Below are 18,390 nucleotides of genomic sequence, written 5' to 3' on the forward strand. Positions count from 1 at the left end.
AGGATTGGATGCGTCTAATGCATGTCTAAGCGATAATTGATAGCAGCCGATCATATGACGTGGAGCTGCACTGTGTCAGTACGGCACTAGTCAGGCACTGGTCGGGACAGCACTGGTCACGACGGCACTGGGCGAACGGCATTCGTCGACCGGGACGGGTCGGACCGCATGGGGGATTTCTAATGAACGAGACGGACTACCGGGATCTGCTGCGGCTGCTGCCGGTGATCCCGATCCTGGTGACGTTGGGGAGAACCGGCAGGATCACCGAGACGGCGGAACTGCTGAACATTCCACAGCCCACGGTGAGCCGCGCGCTCGCCCGGGCCGCCGCCGTCGTCGGCACCGAACTCACCGTGCGGAACGGACGCGGCATCCGGTTGACCCCGGCAGCGCAGTTGCTCATCCCCCGGCTCCAGGCCGCCCTCGCCGAGGTGCAGGCCGGGCTCGATGAGGTGCGGACGCAGTCGAAGCAGGCACGCGGCCGGGTTGCCGTAGCATTTCAACCCACCTTCGGGGAGGCAACCCTTCCGCTGCTGATCAGGGCATTCAGTTTGCAGCACCCGGCCGTGACCTTTGCGCTGCTGCAGGGCCCGCGCGCCGAATGCCTGGGAGCCCTGACCGAGGGCCGGGTGGACCTGGCCATCGTTGCCCCGGTGCCGGAGGTCACCGGGACGCTGGGCGCGGAACTGCTGTATGCCGAACCTTTGCGGCTCGTGGTACCGCAGAATCATCGGCTCGCGGCACACCGCAGCGTCCGGTTGGAGGATGCCCGGACCGAGGGATTTGTCGTGCTCGGTGAGGGGTTTGGACTCCGATCGATCTTCGACGACCTGTGCCGGGAAGCGGGGTTTAAGCCCCGTATCACTTTCGAGGGGCAGGATTCGCACACCCTGCGCGGGCTGGTTTCCGCCGGGCTGGGGGTCAGTGTGCTGGCCCCCTCCGGAGTCGATCACCTCACCCCGGTGACACCAGTCCGCTGGGCTGGAAGGAGTTGGTGATCGAGGCGCCCGTGGCCCAGCGGGAGATTGGTCTGGCCTGGCGGATCCGGGCCCGGGAACCGGATCCGGTCAGGCGTTTCCGCGAGCTGGCACTGGCCGACGGCAGGCCCCTGCTGCGCCGTGCTTTTGCCGGCAGCGCGGGTCTGGATACCGGCTTTCCGGGTGCCCATGGCTAGTCTATGGAGGTGACCATCGATGAGACCGGCACCGCCTCCCGTACCGTCAGCATCATCGGGCTGGATATCGGCGGGTCCAAAACCAGGGGCATCCGATGGCGCGATGGCGTGATCGAGGTCGACGCCGAGGCGGGCAGCGCCAACGTGCAGAACGTCAGCCGTGAGGAAGCGGCGGCGAACCTCGGAGCGATATTCGCCAAGATCGGCGGAGCCGACGTTTCACAGGTTTTCGCGGGCTCCGGCGGCGTTGACACCGACGACGACGCCGCGGCGCTGGCCGCGCTGATTGCCCCGCATGCAACCAGCGCCAAGGTGACCGTGGTCCATGACACCCGTCTGCTCCTCGCCGCCAGTGGTGCCGATACCGGCGTGGCGGTCATTGCCGGCACCGGTTCGGCCGCCTGGGGGACCAACGCCGCCGGCGCGCAAGCCCGGGCCGGGGGCTGGGGCTACCTGCTCGGTGACGAGGGCAGTGGGTACTGGTTCGGGCGCGAGGCCGTACGGCATAGTCTGCACAGGATGAACCTGGGGCTGGCGCCGGACGTCCTGACCCGTGCCCTGCTGGCGGAATGCGGGCTGCAGGCTCCGGGCGAGCTGATTGCACATTTCCACGGCGCTACAGGCCGGCGCTACTGGGCGGCGATGTCGCCGCTGGTCTTTGACGCCGCCGCAGCAGGGCACCCGGAGAGCCTGGCGATGATCCATCAGGGTGGCGGGGACCTCGCTGCGCTCGCCGCCCAATGCGCCGAACAGTTGAATATTTCCGGGCCGATTGTGCTGGGCAGCGGGCTGGGCATGAACCAGCCACCGCTGCAGGACGCATTCAAGGCCCATCTGGCCACTTTTGGTCTGATCGATGTGCGGGTGCTCGCGCAGGATCCCATTTTCGGCGTCCTGAGGCTGACCTCCGGGGTTTAGCGCCGGGCCGTGGCTGTCCCGGCGCAGCGGACGCCCGCCCGCGGTGAATCCCGTCTGCCCGTGGTCCTGCCCGCCCCGGACCCTGCCGCCCATCTGCTGCGGAAATGGACCGGTGCCGCGGGAATTTCCACGGCAGCGGTCCATCTCCACGGCATCGGTCCATCTCCACGGCATCCGGCCGAAGCACCCTACCGACTACGAACCGCACCGCCGCCGTGGTGAAAGCCGGACTGCGGGCATCGGCGGGGCCGGAATCCGCCCGGCCTCGGCTTTCGCGTCGGGACCGTGCCCGCGGACCTCGGGGAACCGGCCGCTGCGGTCCTCCCAATCCTGCCGGGCGCGGACGATTTCGTCGTGGTTCCTGCCGACGAAGTTCCACCACATCAGCAGTTCTTCTTCGAACGGCTCGCCGCCGATCAGGAGGAACCTGGCACCCTCGGCAGCGGCAGCGTCCAACCCGCTCCGACCTGTGCCCAGATGCGCCAGCGGTCCCGGTGATACTGGTACGCCGTCGATCTTCAGGGCGCCGTCCAACACCAGCACAGCGTGCTCGAAACCCGGATCCAGCGGCATCGACACCTCTCCGGCAGCGCCAACGGACACGTCCGCGGCCAGCAGGGGCGTATGGACCAGCGCAGGGGAGACGGCTCCGCCGAGGCTGCCGATGATCACGGTAGCGGCGTAGTTGCGGCCGTGCAGAACCGGGAGCTCGGAGTGTTGCTCGAACCGGGGTCCCTGCTGACGCACCCGATCCGGCAGCGCAACCCACAGCTGCAGGCCACGGAGGGTCCCGTCGTCGTCCTCCTTCGGCGGCCGCACCGAAAACTCGGAATGGGCGACGCCGGCACCGGCTGTCATGAGGTTCAGCTCGCCCGGGCGGACCAGGACATCCGAGCCGAGGCTGTCGCGGTGCCTGATGGTGCCGGTCAGGAGCCAACTGACGGTCTGCAGCCCGATGTGCGGATGCGGCAGGACCGTCATGGCGTCCGATCCGGGACCATAACTGTCCAGGAAACACCAGGCCCCGATCGTCGGCAATCCGCGTTGCGGCAGCGTGCGGGAAACGGTCATGGCGCGGATCCCGCCCAGCGGCACCTCGCGCGCGGGCCACAGCCGCACGGACGGGCCCTCATCATCAGACGGTGGGCACACCGTTTCCTGCGGATGGGCCTCCAGATTGCTCATGCCGCCAGTCTAGGCGCGCCTCCGGGGCACTGGTTGAACTGACTCGGCGGCACGGTATTCTCCGCCGTCTCCCGCGGCCGAAAGGATGGCCGCGCCGCCTGACCGAGAAATTCCCTCCCGCGCCAAGTTCCATGCTGCCGGTCTGCGCGCGCTCCGGTTCCCCGGTGCCCCGCGTCGCCCCGCTGTCTTTCGAGCAGCTTGGTTTGGACCGCGGCGTGGTGCTCTAGAGCGCCGTCGCGGTGCCTCCGGAGGCTGGATCCGCCCTCAGGATCGGCCGGCCGCACGACCGCGCATACTTCTTGATCGACGGCGTGTATGCCGGCGTGTTGGAGGGTTTCCACAGCGGTCGACGGCATCAAGGCGGCCGTGGTGCCGGGGTCGCCGTGGTTGCCGGGGTTGCTTCGCATTCGCGGACGTGGACATGGACGCCCCGCCGACACATATGTGGCGCTCCCGTGATCCGGTAGGGTTTTGTCTCCGGTGAATGGTTTCCTGTTGGGCCTTTATTGGGAAGTGCGGCCGCAAGTCACGTTGTACCTAACGCCACCGCTGCTGCGGGGCGGTTTCAACCGCATCACGGTGCTTGAGCTGGAGCACCTGGGACCGAACTGGAAGTGCGTGACCGCCCGGACCTCGGCCCGGGCGGAACAGTACGTGCACGATCTGCCCTGACCTTTCCCTCCGGGTCGCCGTGTGGTTACGGTAGGTCTATGAGTTCATACAAAAGTGTCAACCCGGCCACCGGTGAAACCGTGCAGGAATTCCACTCCGCGACGGATGCGGACATCGAGAGTACGCTGCAGCGCTCGCATGCGGCCTTTGCCTCCTGGCGCGCTACAGAGGTCACTGAGCGCAGCCGCATCTTGGCGAAAGTCGCGGCGCTGTACAGCGAGCGTAAGGAAGAGCTGGCCGCAATCATCACTTTGGAGATGGGCAAACCGGTCCGCGAGGCCCAAGGCGAGGTGGAACTGGTCGCGAGCATCTACAGCTATTACGCCACCCAGGGCCCGCGGTTCATGGAGGATGAAGCACTTGACGCGGTCGGCGGCGGAGAAGCGGTGATCCGGACCGAACCCATCGGTTCCCTGGTCGGCATCATGCCATGGAACTACCCGTACTATCAGGTGGCGCGGTTTGCGGCCCCGAACCTGATGTTGGGGAACACGGTCCTGCTGAAGCACGCTGAAAACTGCCCTCAGTCGGCGCTGGCCATCGAGCAGATCTTCAAGGATGCCGGGCTGCCGGAGGATGCGTACATCAACATCTTTGCCAGCAAGGAACAGATTGCGGACATGATCGCTGATCCGCGTATTCAGGGCGTGTCCTTGACCGGCAGCGAGCGGGCCGGATCGGCCGTGGGAGAGATTGCCGGGCGGAACCTCAAACGCTATGTGCTGGAGCTGGGCGGATCCGACCCGTTCATCGTGCTGGACAGCGATGACATGGACAGCACCGTCAAGGCGGCTGTCGCCGGGCGGATGGGGAACGCCGGCCAGGCCTGCACTGCCTCCAAACGCTTTATCGTCCAGGAGGATTACTACCAGGAATTCGTGGAAAAGTTCACCGCCCGGGCGGCAGCCCTGCAGCCCGGCGATCCGTCTGATCCGGCGACCCGGATGGGTCCGCTGTCCTCGCAGAGCGCCGCCGATGGCCTGGGTGAACAGATTGACGACGCCGTTGCCAAGGGCGCCACGGTGCACACCGGCGGTGGCAGGGTGGACGGCCCCGGCTCCTACTTCACCCCGACCGTCCTGACCGGGGTCACGCCGGACATGCGCGCCTACTCCGAGGAGCTGTTTGGCCCGGCAGCGGTGATCTACAAGGTCGCCAACGCGGACGAGGCGGTGGACCTGGCCAACGCCTCTCCGTTCGGGCTGGGAGGCTCGGTCTTCAGCGCCAGCGCAGATAAGGCCAAAGAGGTGGCGTCACGGCTGGACACCGGCATGGTCTGGATCAACTCGGTGACCGGTACCCAGGCGGACCTGCCCTTTGGCGGCGTCAAGCGCTCGGGTGTCGGCCGTGAGCTCGCCAAATTCGGGATGAACGAATTCGTGAACAAGAAGCTGATCCGGCAGCCTGCGGCGCGGCCGGCCCGGCCCGCCAGCTAGCGGCGCGCCGGCGGACGGCCCCGAAGTGCTGTCCGCCGGCGGCCCGCGCCTACTAGGCTGGTTCTGTAAGACCGGCTGCGTTTTTGTCCGGAAAGCATGCCGGTAGGCTTTACAGCGGAAATCACCTTGCTTATGATCATTTGGCACGGGTATTGATCTTGATCGCGATGGCCGCCAACAGTGAGGAAACCACGATGGCAGTACCAGACGCCCGGACATCCGTGCCCGAATCCGCGGCGCGGCCCGGCAGCATTCCCGCAGTCAACGGATCCGGGGTGCAGCCGATGATCGAGTTCTCCCGGATCACCAAACGCTATCTGGACAACCAGCCCGCGGTCGAAAACCTGACCATGGCAATCGACAAGGGCGCCATCACGGTGTTCGTGGGGCCGTCCGGCTGCGGCAAAACAACCTCGCTGCGGATGATCAACCGGATGGTTGAACCGACCAGCGGGACCATCACCGTGGACGGCAAGGACGTATCTGCGGTGCCCGCGGCCGCCCTCCGCCGGTCTATGGGCTACGTCATGCAGTCTGCGGGTCTGCTCCCGCACCGCACCGTGACGGATAATGTGGCCACCGTGCTGCGGCTGAACCGGGTGCCGCGCGCGCAGGCTCGGCGCCGGGCCGAGGAGCTGCTCGACGTCGTCGGGCTCTCCGCCGGCATGGGCAGACGCTACCCCAGCCAGCTCTCCGGCGGCCAGCAACAGCGCGTCGGCGTGGCCCGGGCGCTGGCTGCGGACCCGCCTGTGCTCCTGATGGACGAGCCGTTCAGCGCCGTCGATCCGGTAGTCCGCGCCGAACTGCAGCAGGAGCTGCTCAGGCTGCAGCGCGACCTGGCCAAAACGATTGTTTTTGTCACACATGACATTGACGAGGCCACGGTGCTGGGGGACAAGGTCGCCGTCTTCGCCACCGGGGGAAGGCTGGCCCAGTACGCCGCTGCAGAGGAAATTCTGCGGGCGCCGGTGGATGATTTTGTCGCCAACTTCGTCGGCCGCGACCGCGGCTTCCGGCACCTGGCTTTTTCCGGCGCGGATTCCGTGCAGATCCATCCCGTCCCCACCGTCGGGCCGGCGCAGCTGATGGCCGGGTTCACGGCAGCGTCGTGGACGCTCGCCGTTGATGACGCCGACCGGCCGCTGGGCTGGCTCTCCCCGGTGGCAGGCCCCGATTTGGTGCCCGGCGGTTCGCTGTTCCACGAGGGGGAGACGCTGCGCCGTGCCTTGGACGCCGTGCTCTCCTCGCCGGCCGGGCTCGGTGTGGCAGTGAACGACGGCGGCGTGGTCACCGGGGTGGTCAAGGCGCCGGAGGTGCTGGCGGCCATCGAAGCTGCGCGCCGTGCCCGCGAGGGCGGTGCCTGATGGCCTGGCTGGTCGCAAACTTCGGCCATGTGCTCTCGCTGGCCGCACTGCACCTGTACCAATCGGTGATTCCGCTGCTGATCAGCGTGCTGATTGCCATTCCGCTGGCCCAACTGGCGCGGATGAACAAGACGCTGAGGGGTTTCCTGCTCTCCGCCGGGTCGGTCCTGTACACGATCCCCTCGCTGGCACTGTTTGTGATCCTGCCGGTCATTCTGGGAACCCGGATCTTGGACATGGCCAACGTCATCGTGGCGCTGGTGATTTACGCGGTGGCGCTGTTGCTGCGCTCGACGCTGGATGCGCTGAATTCGGTCGATGAGACCATCCGGCAGGCCGCCGTGGCGATGGGCTACAAACCGCTGATGCGGTTTTTGTCCGTGGACCTGCCGCTGTCCGTGCCGGTGCTTTTTGCCGGCCTGCGGGTGATTTCCGTCAGTAACATCTCGCTGGTCAGCGTGGGCGCCCTGCTCGGCATCGGGAGCCTGGGCTCGCTGTTCACCGACGGGCTGAAGCGTGACTTCGTGACGGAAATTGTCATTGGGATCATCGGGACGCTGCTGCTGGCGTTGCTGATGGACGCGGTTCTGGTGCTGCTGCAGCGGCTGCTCACGCCGTGGCTGCGGACCGCCGGCCCGCGCGCCAACAGCCCGCGCGCCAAGGCGGTAGCCTTATGAGCATCGGGACCGTGCTGGAGACCTATTCCTCGGACAATCCATTGGTCCAGGGCTATGAGTGGCTGATGAATCCGGCGCATTGGCAGGGGCAGGACGGCATCCCATTGCGCACGGTGGAGCACTTGGGTTATACCTGTCTGACGCTCGCCATCGCCGTCGCAATAGCTGCGCCCATCGGACTGTACGTCGGGCACACGGGCCGGGGACGCGTCGTCGTCATTGCCCTTGCGGGAGTGCTGCGCGCCCTGCCGACACTGGGTGTGCTGACGCTGTTCGTGTTGCTGGCCGGGCTGGGGCTGATGCCGCCGATCTGGGCGCTGGTCCTGTTGGCCGTGCCGCCGATCCTGGCCGGAACGTATGCGGGGATCTCCGCCGTGAGCACGGACACCGTGGATGCCGCCCGGAGCATGGGAATGACCGAGGTGCAGATCCTGTGCCGGGTGGAAGTGCCCAACGGGCTCCCGGTGATACTCGGGGGATTCCGGGCCGGTGTTCTGCAGGTGGTGGCGACCGTCGCGGTGGTCGCCTACATCAATCTGGGGGGTCTGGGGCGTTTCCTGATCGACGGGCTCTCCGTGAGCGACTACGGCCGCGTGCTGGGCGGGGCCGTGGTCATTGCGGTACTGGCGATCTGTCTGGACACCGTGCTCGCGGGTGTGCAGCGGCTGGCCGTATCACCTGGTTTGAAGGCCGTCCCGCAGCGGACGGGCGATTCATTGACTGGCCGTGAAATTATCACAGCCGGCGTACAAGGAGGAAATTCATGACGCATATTCAGCGCCGTATGATTGCACGCCGTGCTGTCTTTGGCCTAGCCGCCGGAATATCGGTGGCCTTGACCCTGAGCGCCTGCGGCGGCGGTGGCGGAAGCCCGCTCGGAAACGCCACCGCGACCGGTTCGGCCGACGCGGGCGGCGCCGTCATTGTCGGCAGCGCAGACTTTCCGGAAAACGCGACGATCGCGGAGATTTACGCCGGGGCGCTGACCGCGGCGGGAGTCACGGCCACCACCAAACTCAACATTGGTTCCCGCGAGATCTATTTTCCGGCCATCAAAGACGGCTCGATCGACATCATCCCGGATTACAGCGGCAATCTGTTGACCAAGGTGGATCCGACCAGCACCGCGACGGATCCGGACGCCATTGTGAAGGCGCTGCAGGCCAAGCTGGACAGCGGCCTGAGCGTGCTGGAGGCGTCCAAGGCCGAGGACAAGGACGCCATGGTGGTCACCAAGGTGACGGCGCAGAAGTACAACCTCAAGACGATTGAGGACATGGCGAAGGTCTGCGACAAGCTCACCGTGGGGGCGCCGCCGGAATTTGCCGAACGGGCCAACGGTCTGGCCGGCCTGAAAACCAAATACAACTGCGTTCCGGCGAAATTCGACCCGCTGCCCAGCGGACCGGTGACCGTGAAGGCGCTGACCAGTGATGACGTGCAGGTCGCGGACATCTTCACCACCACCCCGGACATCGTGGACCAGGACCTGGTGGTGCTCGAGGACCCCAAATCGAACTGGGCCGCCCAGCAGGTTCTGCCACTGATTAAAACGGACAAGGTCAGCGACACGGCCAAGACGGCGCTGAACAAGGTTTCGGGTCTATTGACCACCAATGATCTGATCGACCTGAACCGCCAGGTCAGCGGCGACCAGAAGATGGACCCCAAAGATGCGGCGGCTAAATGGCTCAAGGACAAGGGCATCACGAAGTAGCATCTCCCGCCTTAGAGGTCATGCCTGCACCCGCTCCGGAGCCTGTTCCGGGGCGGGTGCTGGCGTTTTCCATCAGAGATTCCTGCAGTGATGACGGAGGAAATCCGGTGCGGAGCGGGAATTCAACGCGAACGGTAATCCCGCTGCCGTAGACGGCACACTGCGTGGGAGGGGCCAATTTCCCGGTATTGGACCGTGCGTCGCGGCCTGAAATGCGGCCCGCGACCAGGGCTCCTGTGCCATATTGGGTGAATGGCAGAATTCAGGCAGTCCACCAAACTCCACAATGTTCTCTACGACATCCGAGGACCGGTGCTCGAACACGCCCAGAAAATGGAGGCGGAGGGACAGCGCATCCTCAAGCTCAATATTGGGAACCCCGCGCCGTTCGGGTTTGAAGCGCCGGACGCCATTCTGGTGGACATGATCCGCCATCTGCCCCATGCTCAGGGTTACAGCGACTCGCGCGGCATCTTCTCGGCCCGCACCGCCGTCGTGCAGTATTACCAGACACGTGGTATCAGCAACATTCATGTCGACGACGTCTACCTCGGCAACGGGGTCAGCGAACTGATCACGCTTTCCCTGATGGCGCTGCTCAACAACGGTGATGAAGTGCTGGTGCCGACGCCGGATTATCCGCTGTGGACTGCGTCGGTGAGCCTGGCCGGCGGCCGGCCGGTGCATTATCTATGCACCGAAGAAAACGAATGGTGGCCGGATCTGGCGGATCTGGAGACCAAAATTACGCCCCGGACCAAGGGCATCGTCATCATCAACCCGAACAACCCCACCGGGTCGGTCTATCCCCGGCACGTCCTGACATCCATGGTGGAGCTGGCCCGTAAACACGGGCTGGTGATTTTCTCGGATGAGATCTACGAGAAAATCCTCTATGACGAGGCCACTCACATCAACGCAGCGTCGATTACCGGTGACGATGTGCTGTGCATGACCTTCAGCGGGCTCTCCAAGGCCTATCGCATCTGCGGCTACCGATCCGGCTGGCTCGCGATCTCCGGTCCCAAGGTCGAAGCCGCGGATTATTTGGAGGGGATCAATTTGCTGGCGAATATGCGCATGTGCGCCAACGTCCCTGGTCAGCACGCCATCCAGACCGCGTTGGGCGGCCACCAAAGCATCACCGATCTGATCCTGCCGGGCGGTCGACTCAAGGAACAGCGCGATGTTGCGTACCGGATGCTCAACGCGATCCCGGGGGTCAGCGTGCAGCAGGCGCAGGGCGCGCTGTACCTGTTCCCGAGGCTGGATCCCGAGGTTTATCCGATTAAGGACGACGAGAAATTTGCCCTGGACCTGCTGACCGAACAAAAGATCCTCATCTCCCATGGCACCGCCTTCAATTGGATCCGCCCGGATCACTTCCGGCTGGTCACTTTGCCGAACGTCAAAGACCTTGAAGAGGCCGTGGGCCGCATCGGCGAATTCCTCAGCCACTACCGGCCCTAGCCCCCTCCCGGGTACGGTGGAACGATCTGATCCGGCGCAGGCCTGGAAATCGGCAGCTGCGCACCGAAGGGAAAGTGCACCATGGCCACGAAACATGTCGTAAGCAAAGTGGGATTCAACAAAAAACCAGCCAAACTGCTCAAGACCGGGCCCGGCTTCAAGCTGGCAGAGGCTCCCACGGACGCGTCACCCGGATTCACCGGGAACAAGAAGGACGGCCAGCTGATACTGGCGGCGCGGGCGCGGAAACTGACGGTGCTGCAGGAGCAGCTCTTTGCGCAGGGCCAGTACGGCGGCGCGAAATCCGTGCTGCTGGTGCTGCAGGCGATGGACACCGCGGGCAAAGGCGGGATTGTTTCCCATGTGGTGGGCTCCGTCGACCCCCAGGGCGTGCGGCTTAAGGCATTCAAGGCTCCGACGCCCGCGGAGAAGCGCCACGACTTCCTCTGGCGGATCGAGAAGGAAGTACCTGCCGCAGGGATGCTCGGCGTCTTCGACCGTTCGCACTATGAGGACGTGCTGATCCACCGGGTGCATAAATGGGCCACTCCGGAAGAGCTCGACCGACGCTACGGTGCCATCAACGATTTTGAGGCCAAGCTGATGGCTGACGGAACGCGGATCATCAAAATCATGCTCAACATCAGCCCGGACACGCAGAAGGAGCGGCTCGCGGCGCGTCTGCAGGATCCCACCAAGTACTGGAAGTACCGGGTGGATGACCTCACTGAGCGGGCATTCTGGCCGCAGTACATGGAGGCCTATCAAGAGGTCATCAAGCGGACCAGCGCGGCCGTGTCCTGGTACGTGGTGCCGGCCGGGAAGAAGTGGTACGCCAGGCTTGCCGTGCAGGAAATCCTCCTGGCCGAGCTGGAGGGCATGGAACTGACCTGGCCGACTGGCGATTTTGATTTGGCCGAGGAGCGCCGCAAAGTCGCCGCGTCCTAAACGAAGGGCGACGGCGTCCCAAGCCGGGGAGCGCCGCAAAGTCGTTGCGTCCTGAACCGGAGTCGACGGCGTTCAAAGCCGGGGGCAGGCCAACGACGAGAGCGCGGTCGGTTGACGCAGTGCCGGACATCGAACACGACGAAAAGTGCCCAGGATGCTGGTGGTGCCGACGACGCCGGTCGTTACCTGCCGTCGTCGCCGTGCGCACTCCGAGTACCGGCGTCTGCCATGCTGGGGTCGGCGCGGCCCAATGACCCCGCGGCGTCGCGGGCGAGCCGGGCTTTAGCGCCCTCAAGCCATTCCTCGCACCGCTTAGCCAGCGCCTCACCGCGTTCCCACAGGGCCAAGGATTCTTCCAGGCTGGCACCGCCGGCTTCGAGCTGGCTGACGACGCTGACGAGCTGCTCGCGTGCCTGTTCATAGCTCAATGCGGCCACCTCGGAATTCGGCTCTGGGGATGATCCATTGGTGATATCGGTAGTCATGATGATCCGTTCATCGGTGATGGCCGTATACGGCCGGCGGGTGGGGGAGGTCTGCTGAGCGGGATCAGCCCGCATCAGCCCGGTTCCGCGGCGGCGGCGGCGAATTCACCGGCGGCGACGCGAATCCGCAGTGCGGCACCTGGGCTGACCTGCTCAGGCGCGCGAACCACCGAACCGTCCGTCAGTTGTACGACGGCGTAGCCGCGGTCCAGGGTCTTCTGCGGCGAGAGTGCCCGGACCTGGGCCCGAAGATGCAGGATGCTGTCCATATGCCGCGCCAGCGCAGTATTCATGGCAGCACGGGACCGCAACTGGAGCCGGCTGATGTCCTCCGCGCGGACGATGACCATACCAGCAGGGTTGGCCAGGACCGGCCGGGTGCGGAGCTGGTGCAGGCGCTCCGATTCGCGTTCGATCAACGAACGGACTCTTCGATTAAGCCGTTCGCGGGCCTGCTGGACGCGGGTGCGCTCCTCGGCAACGTCCGGGACTATTCTCTTGGCGGCATCGGTGGGGGTGGATGCCCGAAGGTCCGCGATGTCGTCCAGCAGGGGGCGGTCCGCCTCATGGCCGATGGCGCTGACCACGGGAGTGCGGGCGGCCGCCACGGCGCGGATCAGGCTTTCATGACTGAACGGCAGCAGATCCTCCAGCGAGCCGCCGCCCCGGGCAATCACGATGATGTCAACGGCCGGATTGGCGTCGAGCTCGGCCAGCGCGGCGCTGACCTGGGTGACGGCGTTGACTCCCTGCACCGCGACCTCGCGGACTTCGAACTGGACGGCCGGCCAGCGAAGTGAAGTATTGCGCAGGACATCCTTCATGGCGTCCGAATTCCGGCCTGTGATCAGACCGATGCAGTGCGGCAGCAGCGGCAGCTTCTTTTTCCGTTCGGCTGCAAAGAGACCCTCGGACGCCAAAGCCTGACGGAGCTGCTCGATCCTCGCCAGTAAATCACCCAAGCCGACCGGACGAATATCACTGCTCTGCATGGACAGCCGACCCGTTTTGACCCAGAAATGCGGCCTCAGCTGGGCGACCACCCGAGCGCCCCGCTCCAACGGGCGTTCCATGGCGGCGATGACGGAGCCCCAAACCGTGACGCTGAACGAGACTTCCGCGTCGATGTCCCGCAGCGTCACGTAACTGACGCTGGCCCGGCGGTTGAGTTCAATGATCTGCCCCTCGACCCAGGCGGACGGTGCCCGCTCGATATGCGCTTTGAGCTTTTCGGAGAGCAAATGCAGCGGCCAGGGATTTTCGGCGCTCGTCTCGCCCGCCGTTGCCGCTATCACCCGCTGCTGGGGCAGGGCGGGCTCCAGCTCCACGGGTCCGCGCCCTAAAGCTGGCGTCCTGCCGGCGCAGCTGCTGTCGGCGGACAGCGGATCCTCAGTCACAGGCCTAACCTCCACATTCACATTTCCACTCTAACCACATCATGTACCCGACCACCGACACATCCACAGCACCTCGATGTCGCCTCCACAGCGGCGCGGGCGGCTTCTCCGCCGTCGAAAAGCGGCCCTTTGCAGCAGCGGCAGATACAGTTATCGCCTGACAGGTCACTTCATGGGAGACAGATGCGTAGTTTTTTCGCGGCGATTATGGTGCTGCTGGCCCTGGCACTGACGGCCGTGTCCGTTCCGGCCATCTGGGCTGACCGGAATGTCGTGCAGGAATCAGGCTTCGTCGCGATGGCCGCACCGCTGGGCTCCGATGCCAAGTTCCAAAAGGCGCTCGCTGATGCGACCGCGAAGACATTGTCCTCGCAGCTCAAGCTTGACTCCGGAGTGTTGGCGTTCGTTCAACCCATCATCGAATCGGCGACGCACGCCCTCAGCTCGGACCCGGGGTATCCGGCCGCGTGGACGGAGACCCTCCGCCGCAGTCATCGGCTCACTGTTGCGGCCACCCCGTCGGATGGGCAGCAGGTCAGCGGGCGGGACCGGTTGACACTGGATATTGCCCCGCTGCTGGGTCTGGTGGAGCTGAAGGTCGCGGCGGGACTCGGCAGCCAGGTGACTGCGCCGGAGCAGGTTCTGATCGAGGTTGGCCAACCGGAGCAGCGGACGGCTATCGTCAAATTGGCCACATTCGCTCCCCTGGGGTACTGGCTGGCCGGTGGAGCGCTGCTGGCGCTGCTGCTCGCCCTGGTTATTGCGCGGCGGCGTTCCACGACCATCCTGTTCGCGGGGATCGGCCTGGCCGTGGTCGCTGGCCTATGGAAGCTGGCGATGGACCGCGTCGTGGAGACGGTACTGGCCAGCACCAGCGGCAATGACGTCGCGGAACTTTTCAAACAGCAGTTCGTCATGGCTTCCATCGCCAGCTTCGGCCAGTGGATCGGCATCGTGCTCGCCGGGGCCGGGGTGCTGGTCGTGGCCGGTGGCCTGGGACGCATTTTCTCGCGGCGCTGACCGGGCAGTGTTGCAGCGCCAACGGTCGACGGCGATGCGGCGTTAAGGTCGACGGCGGCGCGGCGCTAACGGTCGATGACGGGACGAGGGTTTGGCCTCGCGGAGGGCTCGCTGTGGGCCACCACGTAGAATGGGAGCATGATCAGCACCGCCGTTTCCGTCCCGATGCCCATTGTTCCGCGCCGACGGCGAACGCCTTCAGAAGTCGCGGCCGCCTCGCCGGTCGACGGTCCCAGGCGGGTTCTGCTTGCCGCCCCGCGGGGCTATTGTGCAGGCGTCGACAGGGCCGTCATAGCGGTGGAAAAAGCCCTGGAGCACTACGGGCCGCCAGTCTACGTGCGCAAGCAGATCGTGCACAACGTGCACGTAGTCAGCACCCTGGAGGCCAAGGGCGCCATTTTTGTGGACGAGAACGAGGAGGTTCCCGAGGGCGCACTGGTGGTCTTCTCCGCGCATGGTGTGTCGCCGGCCGTCGTCGCCTCCGCGGCCGACCGCGGGTTGCGCACCATTGATGCCACGTGCCCGCTGGTGACGAAAGTCCACCGGGAAGCGGTGCGCTTCGCCAAGGACGACTTTGACATCCTGCTGATCGGCCATGAAGGCCACGAAGAGGTCGAGGGCACCGCCGGTGAAGCACCCGAGCATATCCAGATCGTCAACGGCCCCCATGATGTGGACAAAGTCCAGGTACGCGACCCGGAAAAGGTCATCTGGCTGTCCCAGACGACGTTGAGCGTGGACGAGACGATGGAAACAGTCCGGCTGCTCAAGGAACGTTTCCCCACGCTGCAGGATCCGCCCAGCGATGACATCTGTTACGCCACCACTAACCGCCAGGTGGCCATCAAAAACATTTCCCCCCGCGCGGATCTGGTGATCGTCGTCGGCTCGGCAAATTCCTCCAACTCGGTGCGGCTGGTGGAGGTTGCCTTGGAATACGGCGCCCTGGCCTCATACCGGGTGGACTTTGCCAACGAGGTGGACGAGCGCTGGTTCGAGGGCGTCGCCACGGTGGGTGTCACCAGCGGCGCATCGGTGCCCGAGATCCTCGTGCAGGACGTGCTGCGCCTGCTGGCTGACTATGGTTATGCGGACGTTGAGGAAATTGTGACGGCCGAAGAGGATCTGTTGTTCTCCCTGCCGAAGGAACTGCGCGCCACCCTGAAGGCCGCCGGCGACACCAGCCATGCCCTGGGGGGCAGAGGCACCCGCCCGTCGAATTAGGTAGCAGCACCCGCAGCCGACCGCGGTTTGAGTACAGGTGCTGCGGCCTGGTTGGGTTGACGGGGTTGAGGCACGACGGCGGCAGGGCCGGCTGACCCGAAGTTGCGTGGGCTAACGGATGTCTGCCGTGAGTTCGGGGGCGCTGAGCGAGCGCGGTGAGACGTCAACCTGGGACGGCGCCGCCAGCGTGTCCGCATCCAGCGAGTTCAGTTTGCGGGCGGTGGGAAGCACGCGGGCCTCCAGCGTTCCCACCAGCGCGTTGTAGCGGTCCACTGAGGACTTAAGCGAAGAGCCGAGTTTCCCCACGTTGTCGCCGAGTGTGCCGAGACGGGTATACAGGGAGCTGGAGAGCTCGAAAAGTTCCTTGGCGCTCTCGGTCAGTACATCCTGGCGCCAGCTGAAGGCCACGGCTTTGAGAATGGCGAGCAGGCTGATGGGGGAGGCCAGCACGACATTGCGGGTGATGGCATAGTCCAGCAGCGCCGGATCCGTCAGCAGGGCCGACGAAAGGATCGATTCGGCAGGCACGAAGCAGATGACCAGCTCCGGAGTGTTCGCCCCCGCTTCCCAGTACCTTTTTCCCGCCAGTGCGTCCACGTGCGCCTTCAGTGCCTTGACATGGCGCAGGAGCAGTTCCTCGGAGTTGAGCGCTGCGCCGGCGGTGTCCGCCGCGGATCCGTGCGCACCGCTGGCGGGACCGGACAGCCCGGAGTTTTCGTGTGCCTGCAGGTACGCGGACAGCGGCACCTTTGCGTCCAGGACCAGTTCCTTATTACCCGGCAGCCGCACCACCATGTCCGGGCGGCTGATTCCGTCCGCGGTGGCCGTGTGGACCTGCTCGGTGAAGTCCACGTGCGCCAGCATGCCGGCGGCTTCCACTACTCGCCGCAACTGCACCTCGCCCCACTTTCCACGCGCGCTGTTGGACCTCAGCGCGGAGGCAAGTGACGTCGTGGTCAGCAGCAGCTGCGCATCCGCGTCCTTGGCATCCCGAAGCTGCTGGGCCAGCTGACCGTACTGTTCCACGCGGTCCCGCTCCAACAGCCCCACCTGCCGCTGCACCTCCGAGAGCTTCTCCGCCACCGGTCCCAAGGCGTTAAGCACGGAGGCGTCAGTGGCCTGGCGTTCACCCAACGCCCGGTTCGCCGTCCCCAGCAGCCTGCGCTCGGCGTCGGCACCCGCGAGCTCCGCGGTGACCTGCCCCAGCCGCGAGCTCACGCCGTCGAAATCCTCCTCCGACGCTGCCAGCCGCCGGCGGAAGTGCACAGCCGCGACGGCGGCTCCGACCATCAGGCCGACCAGAAGCATCAAAGCTGCCAGCAAAACCGCGAATCCATCCATGTAATTACCTTCGCACGCCGCACCGACAGTTTCACAAAAGCATCGATGTCGCACTTCGCGCCCATGCGCACCTCGCGCCCATGGCCGCCGTGCGGCATGGGCGCCAATTGCTTCATCTATGTGTCCGCGACGGCACTGGCGCCGTGACCAGGGCCCTGCCGGTAGGATTGCATACCGTGGCTCTTACTATTGGCATTGTCGGACTGCCCAACGTCGGCAAATCAACCCTATTCAACGCGCTGACGCGCAACAACGTGCTCGCGGCGAACTATCCGTTCGCGACGATCGAACCGAATGTCGGCGTCGTCAGCCTCCCGGATCCGCGGCTGGCAAAGCTCGCCGGGGTCTTCAGCTCAGCGCGGCTGCTGCCGGCCACGGTGTCCTTTGTGGACATCGCAGGGATCGTCAAGGGCGCCTCCGAGGGCGAGGGTCTGGGCAACAAATTTCTGGCCAACATCCGCGAAGCCGAGGCGATCGCCCAGGTGATCCGCGTTTTCGATGACCCCGACGTCGTGCATGTTGACGGCAAGGTTGATCCCCGCTCGGACATAGAAACCATCAACACAGAGCTGATTCTCGCTGATCTGCAGACCATTGAAAAAGCCATCCCGCGTATCGAGAAGGCCGTGAAGCTCAAACAGCGCGAGCCGGCGGAGCTCGCCGCCATTCAAAAGGCGCAGACCGTACTGGAACGCGGCGACACCATTTTCTCCTCGGTCGCCAGCGACAAGCTGGAGCCGGAATACCTGAGCGAGCTGAGCCTGTTGACGGCCAAGCCGTTCATCTACGTTTTCAACGTCGACGACGCGGTGCTGGGCAGCCCGGAACGCCAGACGGAGCTGCGCGCCCTGGTTGCCCCCGCGGACGCGATTTTCCTGGACGCCAAGCTGGAAGCGGATCTGGTGGAACTGGACGAGGCCGAGGCCCGCGAAATGCTGGAGCTGAACGGGCAGGAGGAATCGGGGCTGGACCAGCTGGCCCGCGTCGGCTTCCACACGCTGGGCCTGCAGACCTATCTGACGGCCGGCCCCAAAGAGACGCGCGCCTGGACCATCCGTCGGGGTGACACGGCGCCGCAGGCCGCCGGGGTCATCCATACGGACTTCCAGCGCGGCTTCATCAAGGCCGAGGTGGTCAGCTTCGACGATCTGATGGCGGCCGGCACGATGGCGGAGGCCAAGTCCCGCGGCAAGGTCCGGATCGAAGGCAAAGAGTATGTGATGGCCGACGGCGACGTGGTGGAGTTCCGTCACGGAATAACCTCTGCGAATCAAGGTAAAAAGTAGGCTAAAGCCGAACCGAAACGCCGGTTGCAGAGGGTCCGCTCGACCACTCCTCTGACACTCGGCACTGATTACG

The 18,390-nt window shown here is 65.2% G+C and carries 18 protein-coding genes; 14 read left to right on the forward strand and 4 right to left on the reverse strand.

Annotated elements, in window-relative coordinates; translation table 11 throughout:
- The first annotated feature begins 182 nt into the window (after positions 1 to 182).
- The 3 genes from QMG52_RS07910 to QMG52_RS07915 are packed head-to-tail and all read left to right on the forward strand — an operon-like array spanning position 183 to position 2,095.
- Complete coding sequence (locus QMG52_RS07910) at positions 183 to 1,001, forward strand: LysR family transcriptional regulator (RefSeq protein WP_349361672.1); 819 nt, start codon at positions 183 to 185, stop codon at positions 999 to 1,001.
- Complete coding sequence (locus QMG52_RS21915; RefSeq protein WP_349361673.1) at positions 998 to 1,177, forward strand: hypothetical protein; 180 nt, start codon at positions 998 to 1,000, stop codon at positions 1,175 to 1,177. Before QMG52_RS07910 ends, QMG52_RS21915 begins: the two co-directional genes overlap by 4 nt.
- A 3-nt stretch (positions 1,178 to 1,180) precedes the next feature.
- The gene (locus QMG52_RS07915) at positions 1,181 to 2,095 is read left to right on the forward strand and encodes an N-acetylglucosamine kinase (protein WP_283559876.1); all 915 of its coding nucleotides are present in this window, start codon (positions 1,181 to 1,183) and stop codon (positions 2,093 to 2,095) included.
- Between the two features lie 195 nt (positions 2,096 to 2,290).
- Here QMG52_RS07915 and QMG52_RS07920 read toward each other — a convergent pair whose 3' ends face one another.
- A complete protein-coding gene (locus tag QMG52_RS07920; protein ID WP_283559877.1) occupies positions 2,291 to 3,280 on the reverse strand; it encodes a pirin family protein in 990 nt (329 codons plus the stop codon).
- 480 nt (positions 3,281 to 3,760) lie between these two features.
- Between QMG52_RS07920 and QMG52_RS07925 the strand changes: the two genes are divergently transcribed.
- The 8 genes from QMG52_RS07925 to QMG52_RS07960 all read left to right on the forward strand — a co-directional run bounded on the left by QMG52_RS07925 (position 3,761) and on the right by QMG52_RS07960 (position 11,564).
- Positions 3,761 to 3,952, forward strand: a complete 192-nt coding sequence (locus QMG52_RS07925) for a hypothetical protein (RefSeq protein ID WP_283559878.1) — start codon at positions 3,761 to 3,763, stop codon at positions 3,950 to 3,952.
- Between the two features lie 38 nt (positions 3,953 to 3,990).
- Positions 3,991 to 5,388, forward strand: a complete 1,398-nt coding sequence (locus QMG52_RS07930) for an NAD-dependent succinate-semialdehyde dehydrogenase (protein ID WP_283559879.1) — start codon at positions 3,991 to 3,993, stop codon at positions 5,386 to 5,388.
- Between the two features lie 284 nt (positions 5,389 to 5,672).
- Positions 5,673 to 6,752: an ABC transporter ATP-binding protein gene (locus tag QMG52_RS07935; RefSeq protein WP_283559921.1), complete on the forward strand. Its 1,080-nt coding sequence runs from the start codon at positions 5,673 to 5,675 to the stop codon at positions 6,750 to 6,752.
- Positions 6,752 to 7,429 (forward strand): ABC transporter permease, encoded by a 678-nt coding sequence (locus QMG52_RS07940; RefSeq protein WP_283559880.1) that lies wholly within the window; start codon positions 6,752 to 6,754, stop codon positions 7,427 to 7,429. Before QMG52_RS07935 ends, QMG52_RS07940 begins: the two co-directional genes overlap by 1 nt.
- Entirely contained in the window at positions 7,426 to 8,196 is a 771-nt protein-coding gene (locus QMG52_RS07945; RefSeq protein WP_502920464.1) for an ABC transporter permease, read from the forward strand. The genes QMG52_RS07940 and QMG52_RS07945 overlap by 4 nt, the downstream gene beginning before the upstream one ends.
- Positions 8,193 to 9,146, forward strand: coding sequence for an ABC transporter substrate-binding protein (locus QMG52_RS07950; RefSeq protein WP_283559881.1), 954 nt, complete (start codon positions 8,193 to 8,195; stop codon positions 9,144 to 9,146). Before QMG52_RS07945 ends, QMG52_RS07950 begins: the two co-directional genes overlap by 4 nt.
- Positions 9,147 to 9,398: 252 nt before the next feature.
- Positions 9,399 to 10,616: a pyridoxal phosphate-dependent aminotransferase gene (locus QMG52_RS07955; RefSeq protein ID WP_283559882.1), complete on the forward strand. Its 1,218-nt coding sequence runs from the start codon at positions 9,399 to 9,401 to the stop codon at positions 10,614 to 10,616.
- 81 nt (positions 10,617 to 10,697) lie between these two features.
- Complete coding sequence (locus QMG52_RS07960) at positions 10,698 to 11,564, forward strand: PPK2 family polyphosphate kinase (protein WP_283559883.1); 867 nt, start codon at positions 10,698 to 10,700, stop codon at positions 11,562 to 11,564.
- Positions 11,565 to 11,746: 182 nt separating this feature from the next.
- Here QMG52_RS07960 and QMG52_RS07965 read toward each other — a convergent pair whose 3' ends face one another.
- Both QMG52_RS07965 and xseA read right to left on the reverse strand, forming a co-directional pair.
- Positions 11,747 to 12,049, reverse strand: coding sequence for an exodeoxyribonuclease VII small subunit (locus QMG52_RS07965; protein WP_283559923.1), 303 nt, complete (start codon positions 12,047 to 12,049; stop codon positions 11,747 to 11,749).
- A gap of 74 nt (positions 12,050 to 12,123) precedes the next feature.
- Positions 12,124 to 13,371 carry an exodeoxyribonuclease VII large subunit gene (xseA, locus tag QMG52_RS07970; protein WP_283559924.1) on the reverse strand — a complete coding sequence of 416 codons (1,248 nt, stop codon included), beginning with the start codon at positions 13,369 to 13,371 and terminating at the stop codon, positions 12,124 to 12,126.
- A gap of 258 nt (positions 13,372 to 13,629) precedes the next feature.
- Here xseA and QMG52_RS07975 point away from each other — a divergent pair, with 258 nt between their 5' ends.
- Both QMG52_RS07975 and QMG52_RS07980 read left to right on the forward strand, forming a co-directional pair.
- Positions 13,630 to 14,466 carry a hypothetical protein gene (locus QMG52_RS07975; protein ID WP_283559884.1) on the forward strand — a complete coding sequence of 279 codons (837 nt, stop codon included), beginning with the start codon at positions 13,630 to 13,632 and terminating at the stop codon, positions 14,464 to 14,466.
- A gap of 138 nt (positions 14,467 to 14,604) precedes the next feature.
- Positions 14,605 to 15,690: a 4-hydroxy-3-methylbut-2-enyl diphosphate reductase gene (locus QMG52_RS07980; RefSeq protein WP_283559885.1), complete on the forward strand. Its 1,086-nt coding sequence runs from the start codon at positions 14,605 to 14,607 to the stop codon at positions 15,688 to 15,690.
- A 111-nt stretch (positions 15,691 to 15,801) separates the two neighbouring features.
- On the opposite strand, the gene QMG52_RS07985 is transcribed toward QMG52_RS07980, so the two are convergent.
- Entirely contained in the window at positions 15,802 to 17,031 is a 1,230-nt protein-coding gene (locus QMG52_RS07985; RefSeq protein WP_283559886.1) for a DNA recombination protein RmuC, read from the reverse strand.
- 176 nt (positions 17,032 to 17,207) lie between these two features.
- On the opposite strand from QMG52_RS07985, the gene ychF reads away from it, so the two are divergent.
- Complete coding sequence (gene ychF, locus QMG52_RS07990) at positions 17,208 to 18,317, forward strand: redox-regulated ATPase YchF (RefSeq protein WP_283559887.1); 1,110 nt, start codon at positions 17,208 to 17,210, stop codon at positions 18,315 to 18,317.
- Positions 18,318 to 18,390 lie beyond the last annotated feature (73 nt).

Source organism: Paenarthrobacter sp. PH39-S1, from assembly GCF_030063245.1.
Classification (GTDB): domain Bacteria; phylum Actinomycetota; class Actinomycetes; order Actinomycetales; family Micrococcaceae; genus Arthrobacter_M.

What these genes read in the sequence shown, in the direction of transcription:
- QMG52_RS07910 (WP_349361672.1), top strand. Translation starts at nt 183, where the DNA reads ATGAACGAGACGGACTACCGGGATCTGCTGCGGCTGCTGCCGGTGATC.
- QMG52_RS07915 (WP_283559876.1), top strand. Translation starts at nt 1,181, where the DNA reads ATGGAGGTGACCATCGATGAGACCGGCACCGCCTCCCGTACCGTCAGC.
- QMG52_RS07920 (WP_283559877.1), bottom strand. Translation starts at nt 3,280, where the DNA reads ATGAGCAATCTGGAGGCCCATCCGCAGGAAACGGTGTGCCCACCGTCT.
- QMG52_RS07930 (WP_283559879.1), top strand. Translation starts at nt 3,991, where the DNA reads ATGAGTTCATACAAAAGTGTCAACCCGGCCACCGGTGAAACCGTGCAG.
- QMG52_RS07935 (WP_283559921.1), top strand. Translation starts at nt 5,673, where the DNA reads ATGATCGAGTTCTCCCGGATCACCAAACGCTATCTGGACAACCAGCCC.
- QMG52_RS07940 (WP_283559880.1), top strand. Translation starts at nt 6,752, where the DNA reads ATGGCCTGGCTGGTCGCAAACTTCGGCCATGTGCTCTCGCTGGCCGCA.
- QMG52_RS07945 (WP_502920464.1), top strand. Translation starts at nt 7,426, where the DNA reads ATGAGCATCGGGACCGTGCTGGAGACCTATTCCTCGGACAATCCATTG.
- QMG52_RS07950 (WP_283559881.1), top strand. Translation starts at nt 8,193, where the DNA reads ATGACGCATATTCAGCGCCGTATGATTGCACGCCGTGCTGTCTTTGGC.
- QMG52_RS07955 (WP_283559882.1), top strand. Translation starts at nt 9,399, where the DNA reads ATGGCAGAATTCAGGCAGTCCACCAAACTCCACAATGTTCTCTACGAC.
- QMG52_RS07960 (WP_283559883.1), top strand. Translation starts at nt 10,698, where the DNA reads ATGGCCACGAAACATGTCGTAAGCAAAGTGGGATTCAACAAAAAACCA.
- QMG52_RS07965 (WP_283559923.1), bottom strand. Translation starts at nt 12,049, where the DNA reads ATGACTACCGATATCACCAATGGATCATCCCCAGAGCCGAATTCCGAG.
- QMG52_RS07975 (WP_283559884.1), top strand. Translation starts at nt 13,630, where the DNA reads ATGCGTAGTTTTTTCGCGGCGATTATGGTGCTGCTGGCCCTGGCACTG.
- QMG52_RS07980 (WP_283559885.1), top strand. Translation starts at nt 14,605, where the DNA reads ATGATCAGCACCGCCGTTTCCGTCCCGATGCCCATTGTTCCGCGCCGA.
- QMG52_RS07985 (WP_283559886.1), bottom strand. Translation starts at nt 17,031, where the DNA reads ATGGATGGATTCGCGGTTTTGCTGGCAGCTTTGATGCTTCTGGTCGGC.